This window comes from Roseivirga echinicomitans (genome assembly GCF_001592935.1).
Classification (GTDB): Bacteria; Bacteroidota; Bacteroidia; order Cytophagales; family Cyclobacteriaceae; genus Roseivirga; species Roseivirga echinicomitans.
On the sequence record NZ_LRDB01000050.1, the window covers coordinates 558,368 to 577,877 of the forward strand.

General features: G+C 39.8%; 17 protein-coding genes. 9 read left to right on the forward strand and 8 right to left on the reverse strand.

Annotated elements, in window-relative coordinates; all coding sequences use genetic code 11:
- The first annotated feature begins 8 nt into the window (after nt 1-8).
- Nucleotides 9-713: a hypothetical protein gene (locus AWN68_RS16560; RefSeq protein ID WP_068418161.1), complete on the forward strand. Its 705-nt coding sequence runs from the start codon at nt 9-11 to the stop codon at nt 711-713.
- Nucleotides 714-1,069: 356 nt separating this feature from the next.
- Complete coding sequence (locus tag AWN68_RS16565; RefSeq protein ID WP_157716298.1) at nt 1,070-1,867, forward strand: hypothetical protein; 798 nt, start codon at nt 1,070-1,072, stop codon at nt 1,865-1,867.
- Nucleotides 1,868-1,950: 83 nt separating this feature from the next.
- On the opposite strand, the gene AWN68_RS16570 is transcribed toward AWN68_RS16565, so the two are convergent.
- Complete coding sequence (locus AWN68_RS16570; RefSeq protein ID WP_068418165.1) at nt 1,951-2,487, reverse strand: DUF4136 domain-containing protein; 537 nt, start codon at nt 2,485-2,487, stop codon at nt 1,951-1,953.
- Nucleotides 2,488-2,614: 127 nt separating this feature from the next.
- Here AWN68_RS16570 and AWN68_RS16575 point away from each other — a divergent pair, with 127 nt between their 5' ends.
- Complete coding sequence (locus AWN68_RS16575) at nt 2,615-3,181, forward strand: DsrE family protein (RefSeq protein ID WP_084362905.1); 567 nt, start codon at nt 2,615-2,617, stop codon at nt 3,179-3,181.
- Between the two features lie 226 nt (nt 3,182-3,407).
- On the opposite strand, the gene AWN68_RS16580 is transcribed toward AWN68_RS16575, so the two are convergent.
- Nucleotides 3,408-4,331, reverse strand: a complete 924-nt coding sequence (locus AWN68_RS16580; RefSeq protein WP_068418170.1) for a metallophosphoesterase family protein — start codon at nt 4,329-4,331, stop codon at nt 3,408-3,410.
- A gap of 303 nt (nt 4,332-4,634) precedes the next feature.
- Between AWN68_RS16580 and AWN68_RS16585 the strand changes: the two genes are divergently transcribed.
- The 6 genes from AWN68_RS16585 (at nt 4,635) to AWN68_RS16610 (ending at nt 10,228) form a co-directional block, all read left to right on the forward strand.
- Nucleotides 4,635-5,420 carry a CDP-alcohol phosphatidyltransferase family protein gene (locus tag AWN68_RS16585; RefSeq protein WP_068418174.1) on the forward strand — a complete coding sequence of 262 codons (786 nt, stop codon included), beginning with the start codon at nt 4,635-4,637 and terminating at the stop codon, nt 5,418-5,420.
- Between the two features lie 135 nt (nt 5,421-5,555).
- Nucleotides 5,556-7,463: a beta-N-acetylhexosaminidase gene (locus AWN68_RS16590; protein WP_084362906.1), complete on the forward strand. Its 1,908-nt coding sequence runs from the start codon at nt 5,556-5,558 to the stop codon at nt 7,461-7,463.
- Nucleotides 7,464-7,489: 26 nt separating this feature from the next.
- The gene (locus AWN68_RS16595) at nt 7,490-7,798 is read left to right on the forward strand and encodes a DUF6122 family protein (RefSeq protein WP_068418177.1); all 309 of its coding nucleotides are present in this window, start codon (nt 7,490-7,492) and stop codon (nt 7,796-7,798) included.
- A 56-nt stretch (nt 7,799-7,854) separates the two neighbouring features.
- On the forward strand, nt 7,855-8,391 hold the full coding sequence (locus tag AWN68_RS16600) for a dihydrofolate reductase family protein (RefSeq protein WP_068418181.1): 537 nt from the start codon (nt 7,855-7,857) through the stop codon (nt 8,389-8,391).
- A 94-nt stretch (nt 8,392-8,485) separates the two neighbouring features.
- On the forward strand, nt 8,486-9,067 hold the full coding sequence (locus AWN68_RS16605; RefSeq protein WP_068418183.1) for a YdeI/OmpD-associated family protein: 582 nt from the start codon (nt 8,486-8,488) through the stop codon (nt 9,065-9,067).
- Nucleotides 9,068-9,175: 108 nt separating this feature from the next.
- Nucleotides 9,176-10,228 (forward strand): hypothetical protein, encoded by a 1,053-nt coding sequence (locus AWN68_RS16610; RefSeq protein WP_068418186.1) that lies wholly within the window; start codon nt 9,176-9,178, stop codon nt 10,226-10,228.
- A 123-nt stretch (nt 10,229-10,351) separates the two neighbouring features.
- Here the strand turns inward: AWN68_RS16610 and AWN68_RS16615 are convergent, their stop codons facing one another.
- The 6 genes from AWN68_RS16615 to AWN68_RS16640 form a co-directional block, all read right to left on the reverse strand.
- Nucleotides 10,352-11,596: a S41 family peptidase gene (locus AWN68_RS16615; RefSeq protein WP_157716300.1), complete on the reverse strand. Its 1,245-nt coding sequence runs from the start codon at nt 11,594-11,596 to the stop codon at nt 10,352-10,354.
- A 103-nt stretch (nt 11,597-11,699) separates the two neighbouring features.
- Nucleotides 11,700-12,497 carry a LytTR family DNA-binding domain-containing protein gene (locus AWN68_RS16620; protein WP_068418195.1) on the reverse strand — a complete coding sequence of 266 codons (798 nt, stop codon included), beginning with the start codon at nt 12,495-12,497 and terminating at the stop codon, nt 11,700-11,702.
- A 143-nt stretch (nt 12,498-12,640) separates the two neighbouring features.
- Nucleotides 12,641-13,759: a carboxypeptidase-like regulatory domain-containing protein gene (locus AWN68_RS16625; RefSeq protein ID WP_068418198.1), complete on the reverse strand. Its 1,119-nt coding sequence runs from the start codon at nt 13,757-13,759 to the stop codon at nt 12,641-12,643.
- Between the two features lie 2 nt (nt 13,760-13,761).
- The gene (locus AWN68_RS16630; protein ID WP_068418202.1) at nt 13,762-16,218 is read right to left on the reverse strand and encodes a hypothetical protein; all 2,457 of its coding nucleotides are present in this window, start codon (nt 16,216-16,218) and stop codon (nt 13,762-13,764) included.
- A gap of 303 nt (nt 16,219-16,521) precedes the next feature.
- The gene (locus AWN68_RS16635) at nt 16,522-19,143 is read right to left on the reverse strand and encodes an ABC transporter permease (protein WP_068418204.1); all 2,622 of its coding nucleotides are present in this window, start codon (nt 19,141-19,143) and stop codon (nt 16,522-16,524) included.
- Nucleotides 19,143-19,484, reverse strand: a complete 342-nt coding sequence (locus tag AWN68_RS16640; RefSeq protein ID WP_068418207.1) for a PadR family transcriptional regulator — start codon at nt 19,482-19,484, stop codon at nt 19,143-19,145. The genes AWN68_RS16635 and AWN68_RS16640 overlap by 1 nt, the downstream gene beginning before the upstream one ends.
- Between the last annotated feature and the right edge of the window lie 26 nt (nt 19,485-19,510).

Here is a 19,510-nt window from a genome sequence, read left to right on the forward strand (position 1 = left end):
ATAAAACTATGATTAAGAAAACACTCTCTCTGATTGCCTTTTGTTTATTCGCTTTTTCGTGCCAAAATGATTCAGCCAGTAAATCCTTACCGCTTCTAGATATTACAAACCAACAAGCACTAGATTACCTATTAAATAAACAACAAGTCACTGGGTATATTGATTTTGTTAGGGAGCCAATTGAGGCACTGAAAAAAGCACGATCATTAGGACAAGTAGCTATTAGTGATGGCGATTATAAAGAATATAAGAATCAATTGAGCTTGGTTGTAGAACAGATTAGCAAACTAAGCCCTTCCTTAAGCAAGGATTTAACCTTTTTTGATTCAAAAATTACAGACCCTGAATCATTGTTCGTTAAAGAGAATATACTGATAGCGAAGACGAGCCAAATGTTAATGGATTATTTTTTACTATCAGATATGGCCTTTGCCCAAGTGAATTTTGGTTCTAATAGTCTTCAAAAAGGAAAAGCTACACATGGAAGAGTCTATCTATCCGTAGGATTATCTACCCTAAAGAATCTAGTGGAGTTTGATATTATAAATCAAGACACCAAAGAAATTGAAGAACATATTAATTCAGAGACAAATATTCTATTTGACTACACACCAAAATCTAAAGGCACTAAAATAATAAGAGGTATTATAACTACAATGCAAGGTGGAGTAGTTCAAGAGATTCAAATAGAGGACTCCATTGAAGTGAAGTAAGATAAACACTTTTCTGTTGCCTTAATGTAGCCACATTACAGAAAATCCGAAGATGTGTTATTAGTTCCTTCGCTTCACTCAGGATGAAAAGGAGCTTTAATCAGTTTTCTGTATTAATAGAAGCCTTAGCGGATGATAATCGAAGTGTCTAGCGATTTAATCACTGAGTACTGTATTAAAGCATCATATTCTGCTTGCCTCAATTTCTTCGCTGCGCAAAAGGCCTTGGCCTTGTAATCAACTTTTCATAATATTTTCTTCCTCCTCCAACCTTGCATTTTGATTTTGGGTCTAGGGATCATTGTTAGTTTCTTTTCAAGGAGTTAGCAGGTCAAAAACTCAAAATTTTAAATCATATGTATACACCTAAATGGTCATTTAGGCTGATGCTTTTATTCACATTAGCCATCTCATCGTGCTCATCAGATGATAGTACGGTCCCTGAAAAACGTCTTTTACCAGAGACATATTCGGAATTGAATTATAGTCGAACACTTTATTTTGATAGCCAGTATAGGTTGATCAGAATTTACATGGTCTCTAAGTACTCAGACGAAAGTTGGGGCGAATCAACTCAAGTCTACTTCTATGATGACGAAGGCATTTTAATAGAGTCTCATGTTGATAACGGATGGAGAATGGTCTATACATACGCTGATGACAAAATCGTAAGAACAGATGAATATGTTTATTCGAGACTCAATCAATTTCATACTTTTGAATACAATGAACAAGGAAGGCTGTCCAAGTCTGTCACATATCAAGATATTCCAGAAGAGGGCGGAGTGACTCCAGTAAGTGGAGAAAGTTATGATTACGATGAAAAGGGTAACATAACCGAGCAGCGCCTATACTATTATACTTCCAACGGAGACGAGGCGAAACTCCTTACTGTTTTCACTTATAGCGGCTATGATGATAGGATCAATGGAGACAATATGTTTACGATTAATCCTTTTAATCCGCTTATAAAGTTGAGCGAAAATAACCCAGGGCAAATGCAAATAAAAAACAACAAAGGTGAAGTATCAAGCACAAACACTTATACATACCAATACCATAAAAAGGGGCATCCCGTCAAGAAGACAACTCATGTGGTATTGTATAATGGGGAAGTAGGTGATTACGTGAGTACCTATAAGTTTAAAGACTAAACAATGAGCCAGATTAACATTTAGAAAAAAAAAATGCCCTTGCTGACCAAACATCAACAAGGGCATTTTTAGGATGGGGTTAACTATTTTTTCGTTGTAGGGAATTTGGCCATGATGGCTTTTACTCCTTTCTTAATTCTTTCTTCGGCATCCTTTGGCGGCACATCATTTAGGGTTTTACTGCCTATGCCCTGCCAAACCAAAAGTTCTTTTTTATTGTCAATCATGTGGATCACAATGCTACCTTGATTGAAAGTATAGGTCTCCACTTGATAACCTGACCAATACCTAACATCGTAGGGATAATCATTGTGAGTCATGTTATTCACTTTCTGATCGATCACAATATGAAAATCAACTAGTAAATCTGGTGCATCGTCAGTCTTTTCAAAACCCAGTACTTTCATCTCCACTTCAACGGCCTCCATGATGCGTTTACGATTCAATTCATTATCAAACATGGGGTTCGATTTCCCAGGCTTCTCTTGTTCTTCAGCCCAAGCAAAACTCTTGTATTGGGTGAAATCAGTACCTTTTTCTTGGTCAGTGGTAACATACAGCCTTTCTGAACAACTTAGGGCTAGAAGGCAGAGTAAAAACAGGGGCAAAAGCTTTTTCATAACTATCATATTTTATGACAAATCTACCTTGTATCTATCGCCCCCCTAATGACAAGGGTCAATGAATAACCTGACTTAAATCAGGTTGTGGCATGCAATTCCATAAATATTCCCTAGATTAAACCCCATGAAAAAATTTAGCCTCATTCTAGTTTGTACTCTGTTCCCTTCTCTACTTTTTGCTCAAATGCCTAAGCATTTAGAGGGTAAAATGACCTATCCTGTTTTTGATTTCAATCCTATGGTGGGCGTTGTAAAAACCAAAGCCAAAGCACTTAATTATAACAAAGACCTTGAATACAAAATAGCCATAGATGTTACTGATAAGGTTTCCGATTCCACACAGGTAATGAGTACACTTAATGAAGTGGCCAGAACTTATAATCTAAATATTGCCAACGGAGTTCCGAAAAAGAAGCTAAAGGTGGCGGTAGTGATTCATGGCAGTGCCATACAAGGGATTTTGAATGATGATGCCTATCAGGCAAAATTTGGAGTACCCAATCCAAACATAGCGGTGATTAAGGAAATGAAAAAAGAAGGCATCGAATTTTACGTATGTGCGCAAGTACTGGCTTTCAGACAAGTACCAGAAGAAAACGTAATGAAGGATGTCGACCTCGCTATATCCGCCAAAACAGCCTTGATTACCCTAGATCAAATGGGCTACACTTATATGAATGTGAATAATTGATTAAAGTTGCACTAGGCTGTTTGTTGATTTTAGACCCTTCGTACCTCAGGGAAAGAAAACGAGCGTTTTCACTTCGATGATCTTCAACACTTGATCAATTGTACGACATTTTTGCACATTCAACTTCGCGTTCCTCAGCGTCCTTCGCGGTTTAGTGTTTCGTTCTGTGCTACTGAAAAAGACCTCCGAGGTCTCGGAGCAAGATGACTGAGTTGAGCAATAATCTTTAAGTTTCCAGCGTCAAGTCGCTTACCCTTTTATAGCCTTTGATATGGATGGCTTGGTCATCAATTTCTACAATGGCGAAGCTGTTGTTCTCCAAACCTTGGTAATCAACCATACCTAACTGGGTGATATAATGAATCCCATTGATTTGAGTGTGCTCCTCTGCATGGACATGGCCATGGAATACGGCCAACACTTTACCTGAAGATTCGAACAGTTGTTGAAATCTCTGGTAATCATTGACATGAAATTTTGCTCCTTCTTTATTGAATTCATAAAGCGGATGATGACAGAAGACAATAGTTGGTAAGCTGTTCTCTTCTAAATCTTGCTGAAGCCAATCAAATTCTACTTCAGGAATATTGGCGTCCTGCCAATCGGCTCCTTCTTTGTAAAACTGGTCTCTCCCATCGGCATGGTAATTAGCATCCAACACCACAAAGTGAAAACCCTCTTTGTCAAAAGAATAATAACTCTTCGACTTATCAATGCCAGTATTTTCTATATAATTTAGGAACTGCTCTTTCCTTATACTGTCCACATCGTGGTTTCCTAAACAGTGATAACGCGGGCCATCAAATTTACCATAAGCGTTCTCCAATGTTTCTAAATAGCGGAGTGTATCAGCTTCTTCCTGATTCAGATCTTCATCTTTAAAATCACCCAAATGAGCTACAAAATCAACTTTCTCACGGTTCATTACAGAAACAAACTCATTCATTTTTTCGATGGAATCACGGTAATAGCGAGTGCCAGAATATTCACGGTCAGCATAATGTGAATCGGTAGTGAGGCCAAATCTGATTTTCGAAGCTTTATCAGGTTGACAGGAATACAGCGAAAATGGCAGGAAAGTGGATAAGGTAACTAAGCCGCTCTTTTTCAAAAACTGCCTTCTCGAATTATTTGATTCAATGTCTTTCATAACCGTTTAGATTTGGTTGCGCCTTCAAATAAACAAAAGCTATGGCCCAAATGAAATGGTTGAAGGGTTATCTGTTTGTGAATTAATAATTATGGGAGTGCTATATTAACGCTCTAGCATAGAAAGCCGTATTAGACAGATTGAGAGCGAAGAACACCAATAAAGGCAAGACACCCTTGCTTTGCTGAAGATTCGCTAAGACAATTAGGGCGAATGAAGTGTGTTGAAAAGCACCCTTAAACAAAACCATTTAACCCCTAGTTGAAAGCCCTAACTTGACAATTGAAACCTTAACCACATTAAGTGTCCAAATTACCCAAAGCGAATCAATTCATAGATATCTCTGATTACGGCAGGCCTGCAGCCAAAGCGATTGCACACTTACTCAAAAAAACTGCCATTACTCCTATCCACGTCACGATTGGGTTCACAGTTTCTGGCCTATTGGCCATTTGGTGCATCATGAATGGCTACGCATGGGCAGCTGCCTTCTTCTTGATACTGAAATCCATTTTAGACGCTGCCGATGGTGAATTGGCCAGAGTCAAGGAAACACCTTCTTATACTGGTCGCTATTTGGATTCTGTGGCGGACATTTTACTGAATGCACTTATTTTCTATATGCTCTGGCGCCTTACCAATGTGAATTTTCTATATACCCTTTTGGCCTTTCTAGGGATGCAGTTGCAGGGCACCATTTACAATTACTACTATGTCATTCTTAGGAATAGATTTGATGGGGACACGACCAGCAGAATCTTTGAAAAGCACCCTCCTATGGCAATGGAAAGAGAAAAACAGCAAAATGTGAACATTCTCTTTTTCCTTTATAAAGGGCTCTATGGTGTATTTGACAAAGCCATTTATTTGTTGGACAGAAGCGCAGTAAAAAGCACATGGTTTCCAAATTGGTTTATGACCATCGTTTCTCTGCTTGGCCTAGGTTCACAGCTACTGATCATCAGTATTTTCTTGGCATTAGGGTTAATGGAGTTCATTATCCCTTTCTTTATTTACTACACCTCCATGATTTTCTTGGTCATCTCCATAAGAAAGTTTTTTAGTAAGGCAGATGTTTCGAAGCTTTGACAATTTATCATTCCGCCCTTGTTGGTGTTCTTTACCAACAAGACATACAAGGTTTACTTTTAGCTACCTCCATTACCCAAATTTGATTCTTTATTAAAATAAGCCTACTCTTGCCTAACTGATTTCGGATTAAGCATGACCTCTAAGACAATCAAATTCACCTTACTGTTTTTTGGCCTTTTTATAACCAGCGGGGTTTTGGCCAATGATTTTGATAAATACCTCATTAACCCGCCTCAGGAGCTGATCGTAACAGAAGGTTGTGAGGCTTTTTCTGCAGTACAAATCAGTCAATTCGCTGACTTTATTAAATCCATCGAGCTTTCCAATTTAACTGGGGATTTGAGTTTTGATCTGAAGGGAGAAAAGCTAAGCCTTTCCGTTTCCATTGATTCTACCCTGACACATGCACAGGGCTATACACTAGAATTAAGTCAGGATCACATTCGTATCTCCGCGCAAAACCTTGCTGCAGCCTATTACGCCAAACTCACGCTTTTACAGCTTTTCTCTTATGCAATGGAAGAAAATGCCACACTGCCCTGCCTCACCATTAAGGATTGGCCCAATTTTGAACGCAGAGGTTATATGCTCGACATCAGCCGAGATAAAGTGCCCACCATGGAAAGTCTTTATCGACTGATTGACCAATTGGCTTCATGGAAAATTAACGAGCTGCAACTGTACACAGAGCATACCTACGCCTATAAAGACCATAAAGTAGTTTGGGAGAACTCAAGCCCCTTAACGGCTGAAGAAATTAGACTGCTAGACAAGTATTGCAAAACTAGATTCATCGATTTGGTGCCCAATCAAAACTCATTCGGGCACATGGAAAACTGGCTAAAACACGATGAATACCTCGATTTGGCGGAATGCCCAGACGATTGCGAAACGATTTGGGGCAAAAGTAAACGGACAAGCTTAGCACCCACCAACCCTGCTTCCTTCGACTTAATGAAGTCTTTATATGAGGAAGCCCTCCCAAACTTTTCTAGCAGTTTCTTCAATATTGGAGGTGATGAAACCGTAGAATTATGCGAGGGAAAATCGGAGGCTGAGTGTGAGAAATTAGGCCAAGGGAGGGTTTATTTAGACTACTTGGTAAAACTAAACAACGAAGCCAATCGCCTAGGCTTTAAAACTCAGTTTTGGGGAGACATTATTTTGAACCATCCAGAATTGATCAGCGAACTGCCCAAAGACATGACGGCATTGGTTTGGGGTTACAGTGACGACCATGCTTTTGATGAGCAGCTACCGAAGTTTAAAGCAGCGGGTTTAGACTTTTATGTATGCCCCGGCACCTCATCGTGGCGTTCATTGATCGGGCGTAACCATAATGCATTTTTGAACCTGAAGAATGCTGCCATTTCGGGACAGGAAAACGAAGCCAAAGGCTACCTCAATACCAATTGGGGCGATTATGGCCACTGGCAACCGCTTTCAGTCGTTTATCCGAGCATGCTTTTGGGCGCCAGTTATGCATGGAATTATCAAGATGAATCTCTCGATCACCTTGAGTTTCAGCTCAACCACTATCTCTTTAAGGACAAAACGGGCAACACCGCCAAATCCGTTTTAATGCTGGGCAATACCTATTTGGATACCAAGATTCCAAAAGGCAATGCCAATGCTTTTCATCTGCTGTTAAGAAGGTATTTATGGACGATGCAAGGTAACTATCAGACAAAAGAATTGACGCAAGAAAACCTATGGGCTGCGGACAGCACCATTCAGCGTGGTTTGGACATCTTAAGTTTAGCCGAACCTGAGTCTGAAGATGCACAAATCACCATCGATGAATTGAAGCAGGCAGCGGCATTAGCCCGCCACGGCATTCATTTGGGCGTAGCCAGATTGAAAGCCGAAAACTACGACACCAAAAGCATTCCGGCCGAAAGAAGAAAAGAACTGAGTGAAGAACTAGCACTCCTGATTGCGCAGCACAAAGCACTTTGGCTGGTCAGGAATAGAGAAGGCGGTTTGAAAGATTCTGCGGCCAAACTGGAGGATATCCTTGAGTTTTATAAAGACAACTAAGTTTTTGACCCCAGACAAGAAGCGTCATGCAGTCCATAATTCACTACTTTTTGCACTTCGGTTTTCCTTTGGTGATTGCCTTGGCCTTTTTTAAAAAGGACTGGAAGAAGACTTACTTGATTTTACTGACGACTATGCTGGTAGATTTAGATCACTTTTTCGCCAACCCTATTTTCGACCCCGGCCGATGCAGCATCAATTTTCATTTTCTGCACACCTATTATGCCATGGGTTTTTATATAATCCTCCTCTTTCTGAAAAAGCCCTTCAGAATTATCGGCATCGGTTTACTCTTTCATATGCTTACTGATTATATTGATTGCTTGATGATGTAGTGACGCATCCAAAGTTGACAAATCTAATTTTGCAGAAACATTAAAACTCAAGACAAATGCGAAAAATATCTCTTTTCATTGCCACAAGTTTAGACGGTTACATTGCAAAGCCCAATGACGACCTTAGTTTCTTAAAGCTAGTAGAAAAGGAGGGCGAAGACTATGGTTATGAGCAATTTACAGACACCATTGACACGCTGATTATTGGCAGAAAAACCTATGATTATGTGCTCAAAGAAATCGGGTCATCTCATTATGATAATGGACAAAGAGATGTGTATGTCATTACAAGAACTCAAAGGCCAAGTGCTGGAAGAACAACCTTTTACACTGGAAGTCTGACCGATTTAGTTAAACAACTAAAATCTGAAAACGGTAAAAATATTTATTGTGATGGTGGTGCAGAGGTAATCAACGAACTTCTAAAAAATGATTTGATTGATGAGTTTATCATTTCAGTTGTTCCTGTATTGTTAGGAAATGGAACAAGATTATTCAAGGATGGGCGCCCCGAACAACTGCTTGAATTTGTGACTGCTAAAACATTTGACACAGGGTTAATTCAGTTGCATTACAAACGAAAAAAAACATAATGAACTACTGACATAGGGTTGTCACTGGTCAGGTATAGGTTTGTGCCAATGAATCTTTAACCCAGGTAAGGCAATAGACCAGAAAGTAAATTAAATGAGTAATAAGGAAACAGAAACATATTGTCCTAAAAGCCGAGCAGATTGGCGACAATGGTTAGCAAGAAACCATGCGTCTGAGCAGTCTGTTTGGCTGGTTTATTTTAGGACATCCACAAAAGTTGCTTCAGTGACTTGGAGTGAGGCTGTGGATGAGGCCCTTTGCTTTGGGTGGATAGACAGCACCAAAAAGACCATTGACGAAGAAAGGTACATGCAGTATTTCAGCAGAAGAAAGCCGAATAGCATGTGGTCAAGAGTAAACAAAGAAAAGATCGACCAACTCATTCAAAACAACCAAATGACCCAAGCTGGTTTGGTTAGTATAGCAACCGCAAAACAGAATGGTTCTTGGACATTCTTGGATGAAATTGAAGCCCTTGTCATTCCAGACGATTTAGCAGCAGCATTGGCCAATCACCAAGGCGCTATGGACTACTTTGATGGCCTAAGTAAGTCCGCTAAAAAGATTTTGCTGCACTGGGTAATCTCTGCGAAAAGACCAGAAACCAGACAAAAGAGAGTTTTAGAAATCGCAGAAAACGCCAGTGAAAACTTGAAACCAAAACAGTTTAGGTAAAAACCTCATCACTAATATTATTGGTAAGTTGTAAGGAAGTTTTGATAAATTAAGGAAAATATAAACGCCATAAATATGGTGTATATATAAAGCTGGCCTTAATTTGAAATGACTGATACTACAACAAAAACGATAATTTCCATTGACGGAAGAATTCTGTTCTTTGAGTTGAATCATTTTCTTCGAGATATAGTCAAGGGAGATTGCTGTTTTATATGCGGTGCATCACCCAAAGACAAACAATTCAATGACGAACATGTGATTCCAGACTGGCTTTTAAAGCGATTCAAACTTCATGACAAAAAGATTATACTTCATAATCAGACAAAGATTCAGTATTCCAAGTATAAAGTTCCATGCTGCGTTGACTGTAACTCTGAATTAGGGAAACAATTTGAAAAGCCAATTCAACAACTTTTTTCAAAGCCATATAATGAAATGGCAAAAGAAATTAAGGAACAACCAGAGAAAATAGAATTGGTATATAGATGGCTCTGTTTAATTTACTTTAAAACACACCTCAAGGACACGTTACTCAGAGCCTCATTAGACAAAAGAGGGTTGAATCAGTTTATTGGAGATGCTTATACATGGGAGGACTTCCATCATGTTCATTGCTTGATCCGAAGTCATTATACAGGTGCGAGATTGGAGCCGGAGGTTTACGGTTCAGTTTATGTCAACCGTATTGTTGAGCTCGAAGGAATTGAGAAATTCGACTACATTGATAATCCGTGGACGAAAGGTGTTATGCTGAGAATCGGAGATTTCGCAATTGCATGTATGATTGATGATTCCACAGCCTCTGCCTCACTCTATCATCAAGCGCTGAATAAAATAACCGGGGCTTTAACTATTTATCAATTTTACGAGGTATTCGCTAATTTCAATTTCCTCAAACTTCATCTCAAACAGCATACAATATATCAATCAGAAATAAACAGAAAAGTTGGATATCGGATTATCGCCAATCGTCCTGAACGCATTGAACTCCTTCCCGCAGAAGAACGAGCCGGAACGCATGGTGATTTTCTACATCTCTACGTGAAAAGAACGCTTCCAAATATGGATGACAGAGAAAAAATCCTAAAAGAGATAGAGGAAGGGAAGAGATCATTTCTTTGGAATGAAAATGGGGAATTCAATGAATACAAAGACTAATACCAAAAATGACTTTAACCGAGATAAAGCAAAGAGACCACCTCTCGGTCGTCTCTTTTGGATTAGACAGCAGTCAAACACATCTGACCCAGTCTCTTTAATAATTCTTGAATACTATTCTAACTACTTCTTTTCAATGATGCTCAAGGTTTGCTCTATCCAATCTGTGTTGGCATCTAGCGTAATCTGCGGAGCAATTCCTTGATTTTCATACTTAAGAAAAGAAGCTTGTCTCATATCCGTTGGCATATAAGTAAACATCCCCGATGGCGAAGTGTAGGTTCTACCGTAATTAGTACCATAAGCCAGCGCTCCATAAGTGGTTTGCCCTAAATGAACCGTGTTCTTCAATTTTCTTAAGCGTCCTGTGGTGAGCTCCCCGTTACTGCCTGTGTAGAAGTTGGTCAGTATATACACCTGCGCTTTGCTCTTCTTTATGGTCTTTATAATCGGCTTAGATATTTTATCAGAGCCGCCCACGTTGTTTCTCAAATCAACAATCAAGTAAGGTGCGTTCAGTTCGTTTTCGATTTGAGTGATCAATTGATCTCTATTTTTCCTCATCGAGCTTCTATTAAAGCTGTTCATCCAAACGTATTGCACATTCTCATTTAAGCGAGTCAGCTTGAAGTTTTCGGCATCACCAGAAATAACATTTACAATGTCGTAGGCCTCATCCTTCGTTTCTTTTCGGGTAGTAGAAAACAACTGCCCATTTTCGAAAAGCTGCTCTTCAGCAAAAACTAGGTTCTTATACAACTGACCGTAGAAGACAATATTAAAGCGTGAAGGCGAGTCGGTTTCCTTGATGTAAGCATAGATCTGACCAGGCTCCCAAATACTGATCTGGGATTCTAACACCACACCCACCAAGCTATCGGCATCGATACGATACACACCTAATTTCATTCTGCTGCCCGCATTGTAGATGCCTTCAATACTCGCTGCCGGTTTAGATTTCAGCTGGGTTTTCAATTGCGTTAAATCCAGATCCACCTTGGGGTGTTTTTTGAAGGTATCGCTGGTTCGGTAGCTCTTTATAAATGTAGAATCGAAGATATCGTCCATCGTATAATCTGGTCTCGGCTCGTACACTTCGGCATGCTTATCATTCACAAAATGCTCTAGCTGATTGAGCTTCCAAAAGCAATCGACCTTGGTCATCTCATTGGCCATTTCGCCACGGAGTTGTTGGTATAAATTCTCGAATTCAGTTTTCTTATTTCCTTTTACCTGATGCTTAAATGAGTTCATCCCTTTCATCTGCTCATACACAAAATCGAGTTCGGGTTTGCAATCGCAATTGGCTTGTGCTGAAAGGTTAAAACTTAAAGTAATAAGGATAATTAGGGTCAGTAAATTTTTCATATCTGTTTGTTTATGCCCCGAAGCTTCGGGGGACTGATGACCCAAACGTACAAACAGAAATCGGCCTTGAAACCTATTTAATAAGGCTTGTGGCGAAATCACACTATTCTGTGGCGGAATTGATGGCTGTTTCTACGGCAGCCTGATAAGTTTTTGAAACGGGCACTTCAAGGTCGCCCGTGAGCATCACATTTACCTTACGGTTTCCGGTTTTCCATTGTCTAAAATGATAAGCATTGATCAAGAAAGAGCGGTGGGTTCGGATCAATTCTGGACGTTGCTCCTCCACAGCCGTCAGCTTATTTCTGATCAGCTGTGTCTTTAAATTTCCTCCTTCATTAAAAGTCACTTCTACGTAATTATCGGACGACTGAATACAAATAAGGTCGTTCAATTGCAGGCGCAAACTCTCGTAGTTTCCAGTGCCTTTGATTTCGATTTTATCATTCTCTAAACGCTTCTCTTTGTACTTACCGAAAGACCAACGGCCAATGGCCACAATAGGAAAAACCGTGAGTGCAGCGGGCAAATAAATGGCGGTAGCAAAATAAGAAATGGTGTAGGCATATGGGTCTGAGTCCACCACCAAAAAATAGTACACCAAACGGGTGGCAACAAAACCGATAATGATGACGAAAGACATAAAAGTGAGCTCTGCCCAAACAGGCCACTGCCCCACTTTCTTAAACAACCAATGCTGAAAGGGTAAGCAAATGAGGTAACAAATGGAGCCAAAAAGACCATAGAGCGGCAGATAAGTCAGCTTCTCATTCAAGTAAAGCTGGCCAACATCAAGCGGCTCTGTAAAGAACAGAAACACAAATACCCACACCGCCAAGCCCAGGGCAATCAGTACATGATGTTTAATGGAAGGGTCGAAAGGGTAATGCTGCTTTAACATATCTGATTTGAGCTTACAATGATATTGGAAAAGCCGCTCTTTTCAAGGTTGAAAACTATAAAGTTTAATCCCCTGAGGTTAATCGGCTAGTGGTATTAGAGCTGATGAAGACTTGTTCAACAGACTATCTTTTCTTCCAGTCTCTATTTCTTTTTGGGGAGGTAATTTGAAGGCAGCATTTCGTATACACCTTGGTTGGCCAAATAACCAAAGGTCATAATGGATAACGGATCTTTCAGCACACCATTAGGATAAACAATGGCCCTTGTCCCAATCACCTTTAAGTAGCTCAGAGGAGTGGTTTCTAACTCTTCAGTCCCAGGACCTACATAGAAAACCTCAATCACGCCATCAAAGCTCAATTCATAGAATTCCTTTTGTTCATTATAAATCAAATGAACATTTGCTGCTGACTTTTCCGTTGCCTCCATTCTGATCACATCAGTCTTTCTATCCATTTTCTTGGAGTCGAAAGAAGAAGGATTATAGTTCGTGACATTGGCTAAAAAATTCTCTTCGGCTACTTTATTTTCTATTAAACTCAATAGAAAATGTCTTAAAGAACCATAATACGCCTTCTCTCGGTTGGCATCCCATTGCTTTTGTTGCTCATTATTCTCAGGCTCCATTTCAGTAAATACGGGGTAACCAAAGAAGGATTTGGCCTTGTCGGCCATATAAAAGGAAAAATTGTAGTAATTGATCTCATAGCCTAAATAACGGTTAACGAAATTGAGGTCATAGTTTGCGCTATAAATTGTGCTTTTAGAAGTCAAATCTTTTAGGTCAATGATTTCGTTATTGGTCACTTCAATATCCTTGTCATCATAGTCATTGCCTAAAACCATATCCATAAAATCACCTAACTCTCTTCGCCTTTTTCGGGCTACTTTACCTTTGCCCTTGGTATTTATTTCCACTTGGTCTAGCTCAACTACTGCTAAATCCAGCTTTATAATTAAAGATTCAGGGAGTCGCTTTGGGTCATAGACCAATATTCTGTTGTCATAAGCAATGTGAGAAACCACAATATTGAGCGTTTCATTGGGCAAGTTCTTGATCTCAAAAAAACCATCTTTGTCCGTAATACTACCAATGGATGTCCCAACCAAAGCCACAGTACAAAAGCTAATGGGGTTTCCACTCTCCTTCTCAACGATTCTTCCTTTCAGTACTCCAGATTGACCAAAACCCACTTGTGACCCTAAAGCCAGGCCACTCATCATGAGTATCAAATTGAAGAGGGATTTAAATCTTACCATTATTATTTCTTTTCGATTTTATAGCCTTTCACCAAATGAAAGGGTTCACCTGACATTGAAAGTCCTTGAACATCAATCATCACTTCTGTATCCATATCGCTGTTCCAATAGTCAAATGATATTTCACCGTCTTCAATCAACAACATCGGTTTCCAGAAAAGCACTACCCTACGGTCTGGTTGGTTATGTATTGGTTCCTTTACATCATATTTGGGTGCATAGAACTCTCTAGGTTGATCATAGCCATTCTTTAGCTTTTTCGTAATTACATTTTTAGCCCCCTCCTCTTTAGAATAAAAAGCCAATAACCAACCTAACTGCTGACCACCAACTGCAGAATCAGAATAATAAGCTTCTACACGATCAATCATTTTTGGCGACATGGAAACTATTTGATCATAGGTGATGAGTTTATCATCCAATAAAAGCCGAGGCATACCCTCGTTCCCTTCACCACCTGGGTTTACAATGGTAATATAATTAGTCATTCGACCAGCGCCATCGAATGTGGCTAGATTATCCTGACTACCACTATTACCAGCAATATTGGTTCTAAAACCAGGGATTCTGTTTTCTAAAGCATCAAGCGGATTGATATAGGTCTTTATATTGATATCGTTGAAATTGATTACATGATTGCTCACTCCATAAGTACTAGTAGCCATTCGAGAAACAGTTTCCCCTCGCTTTTTCCCCTCCACCGTCACGGAACCAAGGTCTCTGAACATCAGGGAGTCAAACCCATAAGTGACCACATAGGATTTACGGAAGTCACTTTTTTCAGAGTAACTTTTAATCTCTTCTGGTTTAATCTCCTGTGTTTCAAAACGTGATTTAAAAGCCTCTGTCAATGATGATGTATTGAAAGTACTGTCCAACACAATTTTCACATACTTATCGCCCTTACGCCCCGTACCACGCAAAACCACCTCGTCCGTATTTGAATATTTTAGGTTATTAAAACTAAAATATCCTTCATCATCTGTCTCAGTATCATTGAATAATTCAGCATCACTCGTTTGCCTAAATATGGCAACCTTGCCTTCCGCCTCTGGTTTCTTTCCTGTAGATTTCATCAATCTTCCTTTTACAGTAAGTCCTTTCTCCGCTTGGTATTCTGCCTGAGGCAACTCTTGGAGAATTTCATCCCATGAAAAACGAGTCCAGCCATTAGTCATCATTACTAAATCCAGATGGGATTTTGCTTCTTCATTAGCCCTATCGAAGTAATACATAGGATTATCTACATAGCCCTTAAGGTCCGAAGTGAGGAATAAATCAGAGTAAATAGTTTGGCTTGGTGCTCTGTCAAATGTTTGGCCGAGATCTAAAACACTTACAGAAAACAAACCCTCAACAGGCATTCCATTTGACTCTTTTACATTGATTTTAGCCGACACTTTACTTCTAGGTGCATAAACTTCCTGATCGGTGCTTACTGTGATTTTTCCTTTGGGATTATCCACAAAAATGAGTCGTTTCAAAACAACATTTGCCTTGCTATCAAATAAAGTGATATGCGAAATTCCATTTGGAAAGTGGATTTTAGGTAAGGTAATCAGGTTCTCTTTTTCTGTAAGTTTGGGCTCAAGCGCGTAAATCACCTGCCTTTTGGAATGGACCATTAAAGTATAGGTTTGAGCCCTGTCAGTTTTCTCATTCGACCTCAACACCACTTTTAAAAGATTGGTATTGCTATTATCCACTTCAATAATAAAGCCTCTATCTTCCACAGTTTGCAAAGGGAAGCTTACTGAACTGCCTTCAATTTTGGCACTGTACTTCTTCCCCATTTCTGGTGTGAATGAGAAAACGCCCATTCCGTCATGCTCTGTTTTAAACTCTGCAATTTCGTTACCCGACTCGTCAGTCACTTGACCCAAAACTGAAATACCTCTACCAGAAATATCAATGGCTTTAAAAGCAACTCTGCTCTTTACATTATCGACTAAATGTCCACCTTCAGGAAAAAACTGCACATCAATCTCGCCACTCTTCACTTCGGTGGGAGCCCATGAGTCACCCATCACCACCAATTTCTTTTCGAACATAAAAGCCTCATCGAAATTCTTCATCCAATTGGTGTAAGCCTTCAAAACGTAAACTCCAGGCTTCAGGTCTTTGGGTAAATCAATATTACCATTTCCAAAGCCACCATTCGAATACACTTTTCGCTGTACTAGAAGTTTGTGTTCCGAATCATACAAATCGATCATAATCACACCACTCATTCCCGAAGGTTCATGACTTTGACCATCTACCAAATAGGCTTGAAACCATAGCATCTCTCCTGGCGAATAGTATTTCCTATCCGTGTGCACATATACTTTTTCAACTGGAAAAGACTCGTTGTAACCTTCAAGAGATTGGTTAACCGCTTCAATCACCGAAACCTCTTGAGCCAAAAGCAAATAGCTCTTGCAGATCAAAAGAAAGAAAAGGGTCAGTTTATATTTCATCAGGTTTAGTAAAGGTTGAAATCAAGAACTACACAAAAATAAAAAACAACGTAAAAATTAGTTCAATGTATTGAGTTACAACCTCATTTCAAAACTATAAAACACTTTATAATTCGAATGACCTTATTAAGATTAAATTTTTTATGCTAAAAATGATTTTTGAAAGAACTCCATACTAATGCTCAAAACCTTTCACTCTACTACTTTTTGAAAAGTAATAGAGTGAAAAATTCTTCTACATGTATGGGCTACAATTTAAAAAACAGGATTAAGAAGCTCTGAAGGACAAAAATCCATTGACAGTTATTCGTTTCTCAAGTACCTGGAAGGGTTTGTCATCGCTGTCTTTAAGGCTTGATAGCCAATGGTAAGGCATATAATCAATAAAGCGGCCATTGCGGAAAACGCCATGATATCTATGCCAACTGAAATTCGATACTCATAATCGTTTAGCCAAGTGGACATGGAATAATAGGCCAAGGGAAGCGCAATTAAAAGTGACAAAGCTCCGATCTTTAAAAAATCGCTTGAGAGCAACACAATCACGTTGGATACGGAGGCGCCCAATACCTTTCTAATGCCAATCTCCTTCGCCCTGTTCAAAGCCATATAAGAAATAAGCCCAAACATACCCAAACAGGCGATAATGATGGCGATGGTCGCAAAAGTGAGGAACACCTTTTTGAGTCGTGTTTCAAACTTATACATGTTATTGAAGCGTGTATCTAAAAACTGATAGTCAAAAGGCAAGGCAGCCGAAAATGCCCTCACTTTTTCTTGAATAAAATCTATGGTTTCGGCCATGTTTTCTGGACCAACTTTAATTAAGCCATAGTAGTAAGAGTCAGGATAATAGAGCAACACAAAGGGTTCTATCTTCTGCTGCAAGTTCATAAAATGGAAATTCGCCACTACCGCCTGAACAGGTGCCTCCTGCCCTGAAATGGTAATGTTCTGACCTACCGCTTCTTCAGGTGTCCAATTGAACAATGCAATAGCAGCTTCATTCACAATGTAGGAAGGTTTTGAACCTGTGGTGTCGGTATCGTTATAGGCTATTGCCAACTCCTTAAAATCCTTTCCAGCCAAGATTTTCATCCCCATCAGGTCAATATAGTTTTCGTCAACCCCCATAAAATAGATGCGTTCATAGGCATCGCGTCCTTCCCCTTCTCCCGTTTTAATACCGTTGGCTGAGCCTACATTCAAAGGGTTATTCGAACCTAAACTCGCATTGATCACCTGTGGGTTTTGTAACAATTCAGCTTCAAAAGCCGCTCTGTTCTTTGAAATATTGCTATCAACTCTAAAAAACAAAACCTGTTCCCTGTCATAGCCTAAATCCTTATGTTGAATAAAATTCAATTGTTTGTTGACGACCAGAGTTGCCACCAGCAGAAAAATGGAAATGGTAAATTGAAAAACGACCAGCGATTTGCGAAGGGCATTTCCTTTCGAAGAGCTACTGAACTTACCCTTCAATACTGATACAGGTTTAAAGCCTGAGAGCAAGAGTGCAGGATATATTCCAGCCAATAAACTTACCACAGCAGCAATCCCAATCAACATCAGTATAAAGTCGGTCTGAAAGAAAAAAGATGGATCGATCTTCATACCCGACAATTGATCAAAATTGGGCAACAAGGCCAACGCAAGTCCGTAAGAAACCATCAATGACGCAAAAACGAACAGGATGGATTCACTTAAAAATTGATTGACCAACTGGCTTTTTTTGGCACCCACCACTTTGCGTACCCCCACTTCTTTGGCCCTTTCTACAGAGCGTGAAGTAGCCAAATTCACATAATTGATGGCCGCAATGACCAAGATCAAAATCGCTACGGCAAGAAAAATATAGACATATTCCATGCTACTGGTATTGCCAATTTCGTAGCCCATCTTAAAGTCGGATTGCAGGTAGATGTTTTTAAAAGGTTGAAGGAAAATCCTAGACTCATTGCCTTCACCAAAGGCTTCGGTGATGTTTTTATTCAATGTAGTCTCGGTCTTGGCTTCAAACTGCTCGGCATCCACAAAGTCCTTTAACATTACAAAGGTATGGTAGCTGCTGTTCGACCAGGTTTCACTTACAGCCCAAGATAAATCGTGCAAAGGCGCCATAATCTCAAAGTCGAGCATGGAGTTATTCGGTAAATCGGCCAGAATACCTGTAATACTACACGTACGGCCTGCAAGAATTACAGATTCACCCATAACATCTTCCTTACCAAAGTACTTCAGTGCTGCTTTTCGAGTTACCACTATGCTGTTTTTAGCAGCCAATGCGGTTTCAGCATTCCCTTCCAAAAAAGGCAAAGTGAAAATCTGAAAAAAGCCCTGATCGGCAAAAAACACATTGGCCGTAAATGGCTCGGCATTGTAGTTGAAAATCTGGCTTCCCATTATAATGGTACGGCTAGTTTCGTCAATTTCATCAGGGAATGAGCGTTCCATCAAAGGAGCTACAATGTTGGGTGTTATGGCATTTTCGCCATCCGTAACACGGTAAATTCGGCTAATATTTTCATGAAAATTATCGAAGCTCAATTGATGCTGCACATAAGCAATGATAAGGATGAAGCTAGTAAGCCCAACCACTAGACCAGAAAGGTTAATGGCGGTATACGCCTTGTGTTTCAAGGCATTTCTGAATGCGATTTTGAAGTAATTTTTAAACATAGCGATGTTGTTCTGAACCCCGTTATAGCGAGGTGATGACCTTTTTCTTTTTAATGTATGCCAGTTGAAAAACTTGAATACATTAATCCAATATTTCCGCTTGGCAACTGACAGTCCATAGACTTCTTCATGTTCGTAAAACCTTTCTAGCAGATCTCCCTCAATTTCTTCATGCAAATCCTCATTGCAGTAGAATTTGAAGAATCTCTCGGCCAGTTTTGGTGGTTTAGGTAAAAACGGCTCCATCAAGCACCTCCGATTTCAAATAAGTGACCGGGGATTTGGCCCCACAGGTACTGACGGGTTTGTTTGGCTTCTAAAAGCGCTGCTTTGCCCGTAGCGGTAATAAGGAAAATACGCTTGCGCCTCCCTCCCCTTTTTCCAGTAGCTCCACCCATTTCAGACTTTACATAGCCCTTTTCCTCCAAGCGATATAAAGCAGTATGTACAGAACTCATGCTGACACTTCGTTTCAGCTCATCTTCAATCACATTGGTAATTGATAATCCATAAGCTTCCCCATGTTGCACCACGACCACCAGTAGCACCATTTCCTCAAACTCTCCTAAATAGTATCTTCTTTCCATTGATTTTATTTCTTACCCATTAGTAA